The sequence below is a fragment of the Thermomonas alba genome, from assembly GCF_022419205.1.
In the GTDB taxonomy this organism is placed as follows: domain Bacteria; phylum Pseudomonadota; class Gammaproteobacteria; order Xanthomonadales; family Xanthomonadaceae; genus Thermomonas; species Thermomonas alba.
The window spans coordinates 20,652-33,308 of the sequence record NZ_JAJOZU010000006.1 but is presented as its reverse complement, the minus strand read 5'-3'; the positions used below and the strand labels follow the sequence as shown (position 1 = coordinate 33,308).

The 12,657-nt window shown below is 71.0% G+C and carries 11 protein-coding genes; all 11 read right to left on the bottom strand.

What is annotated here, in order from left to right; genetic code table 11:
- Positions 1–960, bottom strand: a complete 960-nt coding sequence (locus ML342_RS10140; protein ID WP_240126937.1) for a hypothetical protein — start codon at positions 958–960, stop codon at positions 1–3.
- Entirely contained in the window at positions 957–3,338 is a 2,382-nt protein-coding gene (locus tag ML342_RS10135) for an LTA synthase family protein (RefSeq protein ID WP_240126936.1), read from the bottom strand. The genes ML342_RS10140 and ML342_RS10135 overlap by 4 nt, the downstream gene beginning before the upstream one ends.
- Positions 3,335–4,624 carry a YaiO family outer membrane beta-barrel protein gene (locus ML342_RS10130; RefSeq protein ID WP_240126935.1) on the bottom strand — a complete coding sequence of 430 codons (1,290 nt, stop codon included), beginning with the start codon at positions 4,622–4,624 and terminating at the stop codon, positions 3,335–3,337. Before ML342_RS10130 ends, ML342_RS10135 begins: the two co-directional genes overlap by 4 nt.
- A complete protein-coding gene (locus ML342_RS10125) occupies positions 4,621–6,123 on the bottom strand; it encodes a glycosyltransferase family 2 protein (RefSeq protein ID WP_240126934.1) in 1,503 nt (500 codons plus the stop codon). Before ML342_RS10125 ends, ML342_RS10130 begins: the two co-directional genes overlap by 4 nt.
- The gene (locus ML342_RS10120) at positions 6,120–7,190 is read right to left on the bottom strand and encodes a HEAT repeat domain-containing protein (protein ID WP_240126933.1); all 1,071 of its coding nucleotides are present in this window, start codon (positions 7,188–7,190) and stop codon (positions 6,120–6,122) included. The genes ML342_RS10125 and ML342_RS10120 overlap by 4 nt, the downstream gene beginning before the upstream one ends.
- Before the next feature lie 317 nt (positions 7,191–7,507).
- A complete protein-coding gene (locus ML342_RS10115; protein ID WP_240126932.1) occupies positions 7,508–8,128 on the bottom strand; it encodes a 1-acyl-sn-glycerol-3-phosphate acyltransferase in 621 nt (206 codons plus the stop codon).
- Entirely contained in the window at positions 8,125–8,538 is a 414-nt protein-coding gene (arfB, locus tag ML342_RS10110; protein ID WP_240126931.1) for an alternative ribosome rescue aminoacyl-tRNA hydrolase ArfB, read from the bottom strand. Before arfB ends, ML342_RS10115 begins: the two co-directional genes overlap by 4 nt.
- A gap of 10 nt (positions 8,539–8,548) precedes the next feature.
- Positions 8,549–9,268, bottom strand: coding sequence for a pseudouridine synthase (locus ML342_RS10105; protein ID WP_240126930.1), 720 nt, complete (start codon positions 9,266–9,268; stop codon positions 8,549–8,551).
- Positions 9,261–10,187: a cation diffusion facilitator family transporter gene (locus ML342_RS10100; RefSeq protein WP_240126929.1), complete on the bottom strand. Its 927-nt coding sequence runs from the start codon at positions 10,185–10,187 to the stop codon at positions 9,261–9,263. The genes ML342_RS10105 and ML342_RS10100 overlap by 8 nt, the downstream gene beginning before the upstream one ends.
- A gap of 87 nt (positions 10,188–10,274) precedes the next feature.
- On the bottom strand, positions 10,275–11,927 hold the full coding sequence (gene ubiB / locus ML342_RS10095) for a ubiquinone biosynthesis regulatory protein kinase UbiB (protein ID WP_240126928.1): 1,653 nt from the start codon (positions 11,925–11,927) through the stop codon (positions 10,275–10,277).
- A complete protein-coding gene (locus tag ML342_RS10090; protein WP_240126927.1) occupies positions 11,924–12,562 on the bottom strand; it encodes a ubiquinone biosynthesis accessory factor UbiJ in 639 nt (212 codons plus the stop codon). Before ML342_RS10090 ends, ubiB begins: the two co-directional genes overlap by 4 nt.
- Between the last annotated feature and the right edge of the window lie 95 nt (positions 12,563–12,657).

The following is a 12,657-nucleotide window of genomic DNA, read 5'->3' as shown; positions in this document are numbered from 1 at the left end:
CTATTCCGGCTTCGACTGCGAATCCGGTACCGGCTCGCCAACGAAGCGGCGGTAGCCTTCGTAGTGGTGGAACACGAATCCGGCGAACGCCGGGCGCGTGCGGTAGGCGGCCTCCACCTTGCCTGCCTCGGCCTCGAACGCGGCCTCGGTCATGCCGTGGAAGCTGAGCTTGGCCGGCTCGCCGGGATTGAACTCCAGGCCGATCACCACGCGCTTGCCCACGCGGTCGGCGTACGCCATCTCGGACTCGGCATGGGCGAGGATGGAGTCGCGCCCTTGCGCGAAGTTGCGGTAGTCCATCAGCGCCACGTAGTCGGTCAGGTCGATCACGTGCTCGCTCACCGGCTTGCGCGCGCCGCGCCACTCCAGGGCGATGCCGTCCCACCAGAACGGCATCGCCGGGCCGACCGGCAGCGCCTGCCCGGACTTGCGCCGGGCTTCCATCATCGCGGCGGTCATGTCGAGGAAGCCGCGCAGCAGGCGCACGCGGGCGGCGTCCTCCCATTCATCCAGCAGGTGCGGCTCGATGTCGTAGTTCACGCCGTCGAAGCGCGCCCCGTCGGGGGCGGCGGCGTTGTAGTCCAGCACCCGCCGCAACATTGCCACCGCCTTGTGCTGCTGGCGCGGCAGCACGTAGCGCTCGGTATGCAGGTACCACGAGCCGAGCAGCGCATACACCTGCATTCCGCGCGCATGCGCGGCGCGGATGAAGACGTGGTAGCGCTCCGGCTGCTGCGCCAGCAGGTTGCGCCCCCGGTAGGCGTCGGCGTACAGGTAGAGCGCGCCGATGCGCTTGCGCGCGAGGAAATCGAGCGCCTCCTCGGCCACCGCCGGCGAATCCAGCATCGCGTAGGAATCGGATTCCCAGACCCACACCGCGCGCGGCGCCTGCGCGCCAGCGGCGCCGGCCAGCAGCAGCAGGGCCGCCAGCAGCAGGCCGCGGCATCCGTACCGGCTCATTGCGCTGCGGCCGGCACATCCACCGGCACGTGGTAGCGCCCACGCCCCAGCGGCTTGCCGTCGTCGGGATCGGACGGCCGCACCGAGACGAAATAACGCCCCGGCGCCGGCGGCCGCGGCAGCACCAGTGACACCCGCTGCTGCCCGTGCGCGGGCAGGCGCAGGGCGGCGCCATAGCTTTCGTGCAGCTCGCGGCCGCTTTCATCCAGAAGCACCGCCAGCGGCACGAAGGGCGAGGAATCATGGCCGTCGCCATTGGCGAACTCGGCCTGCAGATGGATGCCGTCGGCCGCCACCGCCAGCGTCAGCGCCTCCACCCCGAGCCCGGGCGCGACGGCCTGCACCGCCGGCGGCGCGGTCGCGGCGGGCGCCTCGCGATAGGCCACCAGCGCCGGGGCCGCGCCCTCCGGCGACAGCGTGCGGCTGCGCAGGAACGCGGCGTTTGCGGCTTGGTAGGCATCAAGGCGTGCCTGCACCTGCGCGCGCCCCCCGGCGTCGTCCACCTCGGAGGTGCGCAGGCCGTCCTGCAGTTCGAACAGGGCGCCGTCGTGCAGGAACCAGCGCCCGGAGACGAAATCCAGCGCGCTGGTCTTGGTCTGCTTCAGCGGAAACTCGTGGGTGCTGCGGAAGGTGGTGGCCAGGTCCAGCCCGCTGCCGGTCCAGGCCGCGCGCTGCGGGCGCTTGAGCCCGTAGGTATGCGCCAGCAGCGCCAGCAGCGAGGGCGTCACGTCCAGGTGCGAGGACACCGCGCGCACCCGCGCCGGCTGCCTGAGCAGCGGCGAGAAGATCAACAGCGGCACGTGATAGCGCTCGATATGGGTGTCCAGCGGGATTTCCGGCAGGCGATGGTCGCCGGTGATGACGAAAATGGTGTCGGCATACCACGGCGCGCGGGCGACGCCTTCGAAATAGCGCCGCAGCGCATCGTCGGTGTAGAGGATCGACGTGTAGATATCGGACTGCGCGCGATAGGCCGCGCGCCGCGCTTCGGGGATGCCCAGCTGCTGCAGGCGCTGCTCCAGCCGCGCGCGGTAGGCCTCCTGCCCGGGGAAGCGGTAGTTCGTGTGCATGCTGATGGTCTGCATGCCCAGCACGAACGGCGGCTGCAGGCGCGGGCTGTCGGCCAGCACCCGGCGCACCAGTTCGCGGTCTGGATAGCCCCAGGCATCCAACGGGTTGCGCTGGTAGCCCGCGCCGAAATTGCGCAGGTCCACGATGTCCTGCACGCCCTGCCGCTGCAGGAAGGTGCGCTCGTCGTCGAAGCCGGTGTCGGTGCCGCTGTAGAACGCCGCGTGGTAGCCCTGGCGCTGCAGCACGTTGAACAGGCCGGTATGCGCGGGCATGTCCGCGCCCAGCGCGGTGAAGCCCTGCTCGCCCATCGGCAGCGAGGCCAGCAGCGAGGGCAGCACGCCGAAGGTGCGGCCCTGGTTGGCGAGGAAATTGTCGAAGTACAGGCTGCGCCCGGCCAGTTCGTCCAGGAACGGGGTGAAGCTGCCGAGCGCGGCATCCGGGCCGGAGAAGGCGCGACCCAGGCCTTCGACCACGATCACCACCACGTTCGGCGGGCGGCCGTCGCGGGTGGGGCCGAAGTACGCCCCCAGCGCGTCAGGGGTCGTGTCCACGTGCAGGAAGGGATAGGCCGGATCGCCGCCCGCTGCCGCCACGGTCGCCGTCGGCGCGGCGGCGCTGGCGCTGGCGATCGCGGGGATGTCCTGCGCGCGCCACCAGCGCAGGCTGTCGGCTACGAAATAGGCCCCCTTGCTGGTAGCCGCGGCGCGGACCGCCTCGCCGCGCAGGAGGGAGACGCCGGGCGCCAGCGGCAGCGCCCAGGCCGCCAGCCCGGCCAGCAGCAGCACCGCCAGCACGCCGCGGCGCGCCGGCAACGGGCACCGCGCGCGCCAGGCCAGCAGGGCGATCAGCACCAGCAGCGGCAGCAGCAGGCCGGCCACGCCGGCCACACCGAGCCCGCCGCCGGCACCGCCGAGGGTGGTGCGGATTTCGTCCAGCCGGTAGCCGAACAGGTCGGCTCCCAGCGGCACCCCCGCCACGAGGAAATACTGGTCCAGCAGCGCCTGCGCCAGCAGGAACAGCGCCCAGCACGCGGCAACTCCCAGCAGCGCCCAGCGCCGCGCCGGCAGCGCCGCCAGCGCCAGGCTGATCGGCAGCAGCAGCGGCAGCGCGCGCAGCAGGAACAGCAGCTCATTGCCGATGGCCAGCGCCAAGACCGTGCCCCCCGCGCCGGGCGGCAGCGCGCGCACACCCATCCACAGCGCCAGCAGCAGCTGCGCCACCAGCAGGGCCGGCAGCCACGCCAGCAGGCGGGCGCCCGCGCCTTCGCGCCCGTCGTCCGCGGGCCGGGGAGCGTTATCCCGTCTCACCAGCGTCGGTACAGCGCGAAGGAGAGCTGGCGCTCGTTGAATCCATCGGCATCGTCGGCGTAGCCGGCGCCGAGCTTGAGGCCCCAGGCGCCGAAATAGCGCACCCACGACACCCCCAGCGCGGCATTGCTGTTGCGCACCAGCGCGCCGCCGCGGTCGAGGTCCACGCTGCGGCCGTGGCCGGCGCTGATTTCCCAGTAGTCGTCGCCATTGCCGCGGTAGTAGTTGCGCAGCTGCGCACGCTGGCTCCAGCTGCCGGAACCCACGCCGGGCACGTGCTGCAGCTTGTAGCGGGCGTACCAGTCGCCCCAGTAGCGGCCGATCCCCACCCCGTAGAACTCGGTGGCGGTGGAAAAGCGCAGGTGATCCACGCTGGCCGACAGCTCCCAGCCGCTGCCCACGCCCTGGAACAGCTCTGCCCGCCACGCCGTACGCGGCAGCACCCCGGACACGGGGCCCTGCTGGTAGCGCAGGTTGGCGTAGGCACGGGCCCACAGGCTGGCGTAGCCATCCAGCGCCCAGGCATCGTCGCGCTGGCGGAAGTGGTCGGCGCTCACCCATTCCAGCGCCAGCGAGCCGCGTGCGAACTTGCGCCGCAGCGAGACGCCGGCATCGGTCCAGGCATCGCGGCCGCCGCCGAAGGCGGTGCGGTCGAGCCCGGCGCGCAGCTGCCAGCGGTAGCCGTCGCTGCGCAGCGCCTCGGGCGCGGCGGTACGCGCCGGCAGCAGGCTCTCGCGCAGCGCGGCCACCTGCGCCGGATCGGCGCCGCGCTCGGCGGCCGCATCGAAATCCGCACGCGCGGCCGCAAGCTCGCCGGCGGCGCGCCAGGCGCGCCCGCGCGCGAGGTAGGGCGCCGCGTCCGCCGGCTCCAATGCGACCCAGTGTGCATAGGCCGCCGCCGCCTCGCGCGGGCGGTCGCTCCACAGGTACAGGTCGCCCAGTGCCGACCAGGCATCGGCATAGCCGGGCTTGGCGGTGGTCACCGCGCGCAGGTCGGCCTCGGCGTCGGCATAGCGCCCGTCCCAGGCATAGGTGCGGCCGCGCGCCAGCAGCACGTCGCTGTTGCCGGGCGAGTCCTGCAGCATCGCCGCGTATATCGCCAAGGCCTGCGCGCGCTTGGCCGGGTCGCCGGACGTAGCCAGTTCGCGCGCCTGGCGCAGGCGCAGGGTCTCGCTATCTTCCTGCGCGGCGGCCGCGGGCGGCGCGGCCTGCAGCGGCACGGTCGCGGCGGGACTGCCCGCGAGGAGGGCGGCCGCCTGCAGCGCGGCGGTGAGCTGTTCGATCATCGAGTCCCCTCCGGCGTCGAGCGCGCGGCATCGTTGGCAGCAGTGGCGCTCGCGCCCAGCTTCCTGTGCTCTGCCTCATGCCAATCGCCCTTACGGCGCATGTGCCCCCAGCGCGCAGGCCGCCCCAGATAGCGCAGCCAACGCAGCAGCCCCATCACCCGGATCAGCGACATCATCTGGCGATAGCCGAAGTTCTCCAGGATGGCGACCAGGAACAGCTTGAACTGCTGGCTAAAGCGCGGATAGAGATGAAACGAGATTTCCTCCAGCATCATCGCATTCACCGATAGCAGGATGCCCAGCCCGACCGAGGCGAACAGGAATACGAAGAATGCCTGCATCGACAGCATTCCGGCCAGCCCCAGGATGATCACCGCGGCATAGCCCACCACCTCCACCAACGGCCCCAGGCATTCGAACAACAGCATGAACGGAAACGCCACCCATCCCGCGATGCCGCCGTTGCGCCGGAACATCAGCCGCCAGTTGCCGAACAGGCTCTCGGCCAGCCCCTGCTGCCAGCGCGCGCGCTGGCTGTAAAGCGAACGCAGGTCGGACGGCACCTCGGTCCAACAGATCGGATCCGGCACGAAGGCGATTCGGTAGGGCCGCTTTTCCTCGCGCATCTGGTTGTGCAGACGCACCACCATTTCCATGTCCTCGCCGACCAGATCGCGCCGGTAGCCGCCGGCGGCGATCACCCGCTCTTTGTAAAACACACCGAAGGCGCCGGAGATGATCAGCAAGGCATTCAAGGGAGACCAGCCCAGGCGTCCGAACAGAAAGGCCCGCAGGTATTCGATCACCTGCATCAGCGGCAGCAGTTTGCTCGGCAGATCGACCTCCGACAGCAAGCCATCCTTGACCTTGCAGCCATTGACGATGCGAATGACCCCGCCGGCGGCGATCATCCGCGCATCTTCCAGAAACGGCTGCACCGCCCGCGCCAGACTGTCTGGCTGCAGGATGCTGTCTGCATCCACCACGCAAAACAGCGGGGAGCGCGCTGTGTTGATGCCCGCATTGAGCGAATCGGCCTTGCCGCCGTTGTCTTTGTCCACCAGGCGCACCCGGCCGTGCCCTGGCGCGGCGAAGATGCGCCGGACCGGCGCCGTCTTCAGGCGCGCGCGATAGGCCTCGGGAAACTCCACCAGACCGAACGCATCGATCACCGCCTGGCAGGTGCCATCGGTCGAGCCGTCATTGATGACCACCACCTCGAAGCTCGGATAGTTCAACCGCAACAAGGAACGCACCGTGGCGACGATGGTTTTCTCCTCGTTGTAGGCCGGCACCAGGATGCTGACCGGCGGTTGGTATTCGGCATAGTTGCGGATGCGAAACCCCGCGCCATGCTCGCGGATATGCCGCAGGATCCCGAACATCGCCACGAAGTTCAGCCCGAGATACACCGCGTTGATGCAGACGAAATACAGCAAAAAGGCCCATTGCAGGGCCTCCAGCATGGGCGCCAGAGCGAGCAGGTCGAAGCCTCTCAAGCCGCCTCCAGCGTCTGCTCGGCGATGACCTGGGTGAGGATGTCGCGCGCGTAGCGGTCCTGCTGGCGCTCGCGGACGCGCGCCAGCACATCGACGTCGCGCAGCAGGTGCGCGATTGCCTGCGCGGCGCGGTAGCGCACCCACCACTGGGTGTCGCCCAGCAGCGGAAGCAGCGCCTCGACATCACTCGCGCTACCCAGGCGGCCCAGCGCGGACGCGGCGTGCATGCGCACGTGCCAGCGCGGATGCGCAAGCAGCGCGCGCACCTTGTCCAGATCGGCCGGATCGGTCATCACCTGCAGGCAGGTCGAGATCAAGTGATCATCATGCGACTCGGAAAGGATCTTGCGAATCACCGGCGCGGCAGCCTCCGGGCTGACATCGGCCAGGAACCGCACCATGCGCGGGGCGATCTCGTCATTGGCCCGCAGGGTGGCGCCACTCAGTGGCCCCTGGACGACCGCGGCATCGGCCTCCGACAGGATCTGCGCCACGCCGCCATCCACCCAGTCCAGGCGCGATTCGATCTTCGGCATCACCCGCTCCACCGCACGCGCGGCGTCGATCCGCATCAGCGCGCGCGCCGCGCTGAGGGAAATGATCGGGCTGGGATCGTCAAGCAGCGGCTCGATCCGGCTGAAGCTGGAGACGCTGCGCAGATGTCCGAGCGCGATGATCGCCATCACGCGGTCGTGGAAACGCCCGGTCAGCGCGATCTTTTCCAGCTTCGGCGCCGCCCCGATCTCCCACGCCAACTGACGCATCCCCGGATTGTCCTGTCCTTCCGGCAGTTCGTGCAGTTCGTTCCAGACCTCCATGAACCCCGTGATCTCGCGCTCCGGTAGCGTCGGCAGATGGGCAGGCAGGTGATCGCGCATGGCCTCGGTCAGCAGCGTTCGCCAGCGCGCGACCGCCTGCAGGTGCTGGCGCTCGCGCCGCTGCGCCAGCTGGCGCAGCACCAGCACCGCCACGAACAGCACCAGCGAAGCCAGGCTCATGCTCAGGCCGACCCAGAATGCGAACACCACGCGCGGATCGCTGCTGTAGAGCAGGTCGAACAGCCTCATGGCCACCTCCCCACGCGTATGCCCGCAGCGGCGCGCACCGGCGATGCGCGCCGTCCGTATCCGCCTGCCGCTGGCCGTGACCGTTTCAACCCTCTCCTCGCCTGTGCCTAATATTTACCACCGACCACTGTCTCGAAATTTCGGACGCATCCCTGTTTCCGTCATCCACAACCAGGACATCGGCGGGCGGCTGTCAGCAAAATGAGATGCAAATCTCACGCCAGATGCCTAGTGGGGGGGGCCTGGGCGAGAAATTTCAAGTCTTTACGCGATCCAACTGACGCAGCGCGTCAATTTCAGCCGCTGAGCGGCCGTATTCAGGCGGGCTGCCGCACGTCGTGGTGGCGCCCCTTGAATGGGGCATACCAGCGCTGGATACGCGCGATATCGCCCGCCATGTCGTCGCTGGTCGCAAACGCCGGGCCGAGCACGATCCGCCGCCGCGGGTAGTCGAACGCGGCCACCACCACCGGCACCTGCGCCGCATGCGCGATCCGCCAGAACCCGGGCTTCCACTGCGCCACCGGGCGGCGGGTGCCTTCCGGCGCCATCGCGTACCAGATCACGTCGCGCGCGCGCATGGCCGCCACCGCCTGCTCCACCACCCCCTGCGGCGCGGCGCGGTTGACCGGGATCACCCCCTGCCAGCGCAGCAGCGGCGCCAGCAACGGGATGCGGAACAGGGTGTGCTTGCCCAGGATCGACAGCCGGATGCCCAGCGCCAGCTTGGCCGCGATGCCCCAGAACCCGTCCCAGTTGGACGAATGCGGCGCGGCAATCACCACAGCCTTGGGAATGTCTGGCAGCTCACCCTCCACCCGCCAGCCGCCCAGCCGCAGTACCGTGCGCCCCAGCCACGGGGCGATGCGCCCGCGCGGCATGCGCGGCACCCGCGGCGGCAGCACCGGCACCACCGGGGCGTGCGCGCCGCCGCTCATTCCCAGCCCCGCCCGCTGCGGCCCTGCTTGCGCACGGCACGCAGACGCTTCTCGCCCAGGCGGCGCTCCTTCGCGGCGCGGCTGGGCCGGGTGGGAATGCGCGGCGTCGGCGCGCGCAGGCCGCTCTCGATGAAGGCGGCCAGCCGCGCGCGCGCGTCCTCGCGATTGCGCTCCTGGGTACGGAAACGCTGCGCCGACAGCACCAGCACGCCGTCGGCGGTCATGCGCCGATCGCGCCGCGCCAGCAGGCGCGCACGCACCGCCTCCGGCAGCGCGGGCGAAGCGGCCACGTCGAACCGCAGCTCGACCGCGCTGGCGACCTTGTTGACGTTCTGCCCGCCTGGCCCGGAGGCGCGCACGAAGCGCTCCACCAGTTCGTCATCGGGGATGGTCAACGGGCCGATCTGCATGGAGATGATCTTAAACGAGGTCCACCGGCGGCCGCGGACCGAACAGCGCCAGCGCGCGCTCGAACTCGGCATCCACCGGCGCAATGACCTCGATCCGCGCGCCGGTCTGGGGGTGGAGGAAGGCCAGGCGACGCGCATGCAGCAGCATGCGATGGATGCCGAGCATGCGGAAATGGCGGTTGTGGCGGCCATCGCCGTGGCTGGAGTCGCCGATCAGATGGTGCGAGATGTGCTTGAGATGGCGGCGGATCTGGCGGAAGCGGCCGGTGCACGGGCGGGCGCGCAGCCAGGCATAGCGCGAAGTGGGAAAGCCGGCCGAGGGCAGCGGCAACTCGCAGGTCGCGAGCACCTCGAAGGCCGTTTGCGCCGGCTTCTTGTGCGGCTTGCCGGGCCCGCCGTCGAGGGGATGATCGACCACGAACGCAGGCTGCGCCGGCCAGCCGCGGCAGATCGCCCAATAGTCCTTCTCGACCGCATGCGCCATCCATGCCCGCCCGAGCGCGGAGGCGGTGTCGCGGTCGAAGGCCAGCAGCAGGCAGCCGCTGGTGGCGCGATCGAGCCGGTGCAGCACGTGCACCGGCATGCCGAACTGCGCGCGCAGACGGTCGGCGGCGAAATCGGCCTCTCCCCCCGCCAGCCGGCTCGCGTGCACCATGAGCCCGGCCGGCTTGCACACCACGGCCAGCCTCTCGTCCCGATACAGCACCGGCAGCGGCCCACCCTCAGTCATGCAGCCCCTGCGCGTTGCAGTGCCGCACCTCCATCTGCAGGGTGGCGTGGTCGATGTCGAAATGCGCGTGCAGCATCGCCGCCACCTGCGCGCGCACCCCATCGACATCGGCATCGGCCTCCGCCAGCAGCACGTGCGCGGTGAGGATCGGCTTGCGCGAGCCCAGCGCCCAGATGTGTAGATCGTGCACCGCGGCCACCCCGGGCACGCTCTGCATGGCGTCACGCACGGCGTCGATGTCCAGCCCGGCCGGCACGCCCTGCATCAGCACCTGTCCGGCCGCGCGCAGCAACGTCCAGGTGCGCGGCAGCACCCACAGCGCGATCAGCACCGCGATCAGCGGGTCCAGCAGGGTCCAGCCGGTATAGCGGATCAACAGCGCGCCCACGATCACCCCGAGCGAGCCGAGCATGTCGCTCCACACCTCGAGGTAGGCCCCACGCACGTTCAGGCTTTCGCCGGCGCCCGCCGCCAGCAGCCGCATCGACACCAGGTTGACCACCAGCCCCAGCACCGCCACCCCCAGCATGGCGTCGAGCGCCACCGGCTGCGGCGCGCGCAAGCGGCCCACCGCTTCCCACAGGATGATGCCGGCAGCCACGAACAGCAGACCGCTGTTGGCCAGCGCGCCCAGCGCCTCCAGCCGCGCATAGCCGTAAGTGCGGCGGGCGTCGGCCGGGCGGCGCGCCATGCGCACCGCGAACAGCGAGATCCCCAGCGCCATCACGTCGGTGAACATGTGCGCGGCATCCGACAGCAGCGCCAGGCTGTTGCTCCACAGGCTGCCCGCCACTTCCGCCAGCATGAACAGCGCCGTCAGCGCGAACGCGATCCACAGCGGCCGCTCGTGGCGGATCTCGGTCGGCACGTGGCTGTGGCCGTGCGAATCGTGGTGGCCGTGGGAATGGTCTGCGCCCATCGCGGGGGCTCCTGCGGAAACTGCGCGGGACGTTAGCGGCCGCCGCGCCGGTACACAATTGCAGCCCGGCGCGCGGGGCGGCGGCGGTCAGCGTCGCGGCCAGGCCGCGAGCAGGGCCCACAGGCCGCCGAGGCCGGCGATCCAGGCCGAGACCGGCAGCGCCAGCAGGCGCGGGCCGCCGGCATCCAGCGCGTACAGCAGCGCCGCGGCGATCAGCAGGCCCACCCCCAGCACCGAAGCGACGATCCGCCGCTGCATCTGCGCCAGCACGTGGGCGATCGCGCGCACGTCGGCCGAGCGCATCGCCAGCTCGTGCCGGCCTTCCACCTGCTGCTGCAGCCAGGCATGCAGCAGGCGCGGCATCTCCGGCGCGCGGGTCACCAGTTCGGGCACCTGCCTGCGCATCTCCTCCAGCAGCCGGCGCGGGCTGTAGCGCTCGGCCAGGATGTCCTCCAACACCGGCCGCGCCACCGCCCAGATGTCGATCTGCGGGTCCAGCTGGCGGCCCACGCCCTCGATGTTGAGCAGGGTCTTCTGCAGCAGGATCAGCTGCGGCTGCAGGGTCAGCTCGTAGCGCTGCGCGGTGCGCAGCAGCTTGACCAGCACCTCGGCCAGCGAGATCTCGCTCAGCGGGCGGGTGAAGTACGGCTCGCACACCGCGCGCGCCGCCGCTTCCAGCTCGTCCAGGCGGATGTGCGACGGCATCCAGCCGGCCTGCACGTGCAGCTCGGCGATGCGGCGGTAGTCGCGATTGAAGATCGCCATGAAGTTCTCGGCGAGCCAGTACTGGTCCTCGCGCGAGAGCTGGCCCATGATCCCGAAGTCGAGCGCGATGAAGCGCGGGTCGGCCTTGCGCTGCGGGTCCACCCAGATGTTGCCGGCGTGGGCGTCGGCATGGAAGAAGTTGTCGCGGAACACCTGCTGGTAGAACACGCGCACGCCCTTGACCGCCAGCGCCCTGCGGTCGATCCCGGCGGCGTCCAGCGCGGCGATGTCGTCGGACGGGATGCCGCGCACGCGCTCCAGCGTGAGCGCGCGTTCGGCGGTGTGGCTCCACACCACCTCGGGCACGTACAGGTCGGGCGAGCCGGCCCAGTTGCGGCGCAGCAGGCTGGCGTTGCCGGCCTCGCGCAGCAGGTCGAGCTCGGCGGCGAGGGTGTTCTCGATCTCGGCCACCACCTCACGCGGACGGATCTTGTCGGCGCGCGGGTGCGCACGCTCGACGAGCGCGGCGATCGCCCTGAGCAGGGCGATGTCGGCTTCGATCTGGCGGTCGATGCCCGGGCGCAGCACCTTCACCACCACTTCGCGTCCGTCATGCAGGGTCGCGGCGTGCACCTGGGCGATGCTGGCCGAGGCCAGCGGCACGGTGTCGAAGCTGGCGTAGGCGGACTCGATCGCGCGCCCCAGCGCCTGCTCCACCAGCGCGCGCGCCTGCTCGCCAGGAAACGGCGCCACCCGGTCCTGCAGCAGCGCCAGCTCGTCGGCGATGTCCGGCGGCAGCAGGTCGCGGCGGGTGGACAGGACCTGCCCGAACTTGACGAAGATCGGCCCCAGCTCCTGCAGCGCCAGGCGCAGGCGCGCACCGCGCGGCAATGCCTCCACCGCGCGCGGGACGCGCGGCACCAGCGGCCGCATCAGGCGCAGCCAGCGCTCCGCCGGAGTGCCGTCCAGCAGGGCATCCAGCCGGTAGCGCAGCAGCACGCGGCCGATCCGCCAGGCGCGCAGCGCGGACTTCATGCGTCCAGCCCCCGCGCGCGGCGCAGGCGCGCCAGCTTGGCGGCGAGCCGCTCGACGTCGTCACGCAGCACGTCCACGTCGTCGTAGAACGCCTCCAGCTCGGCGCGCGGGACCACGTCGCGGCTTTCTTCGGTGAGGTATTCGGCAGCCGTCTGCGCGAGACCGCGGCCGGCGACCTGCGCCTGGCGCAGCGCCGCGCCCACCGCCTTCGCCACCTGCACGCCCAGCACCTCGCCGAACACAGCCACGAACGGCTGCTGCCAGTCGGGATCGAAACGCTGCGCCAGCTTCTGCAGGCGGCGCGCCAGCTCGGCATCGCCCTCGATCCGCAGCTGCCCCACCGGGGGCGCGGCCGTCTCGCGCAGCGGCGGCAGCTGGCGCAGCAGCGCGCCGAGGCTGGCGCGCACGCCGAGGTCGGGCTCGGCTTCTGCATTCGGCGGCCCCACCCGCAGCGCCTCGCCCTCCACCCGGACCTCCAGCGCCAGCGGCGGCGCCGCCAGGTGCAGCGCGATGCGCCGCCCGTCCAGCGCCGCCAGCGCGGCGCGGGTGTCCGGGTCCAGCGCCAGCGCGCGGTTGAGCGCGACCTCCAATGCCCGCCCGGCCGGCCGCTTCCAGTTGAAAGGGAGCTCAGTCATGGCCGCATTGTAGGGGAAGGCCCCGCCCGCACGCCCTGTCACCGGAGGTTGCCACGTCGCGCCACGGCGGCGCAGACTGAACGCCGGCCGAGGCC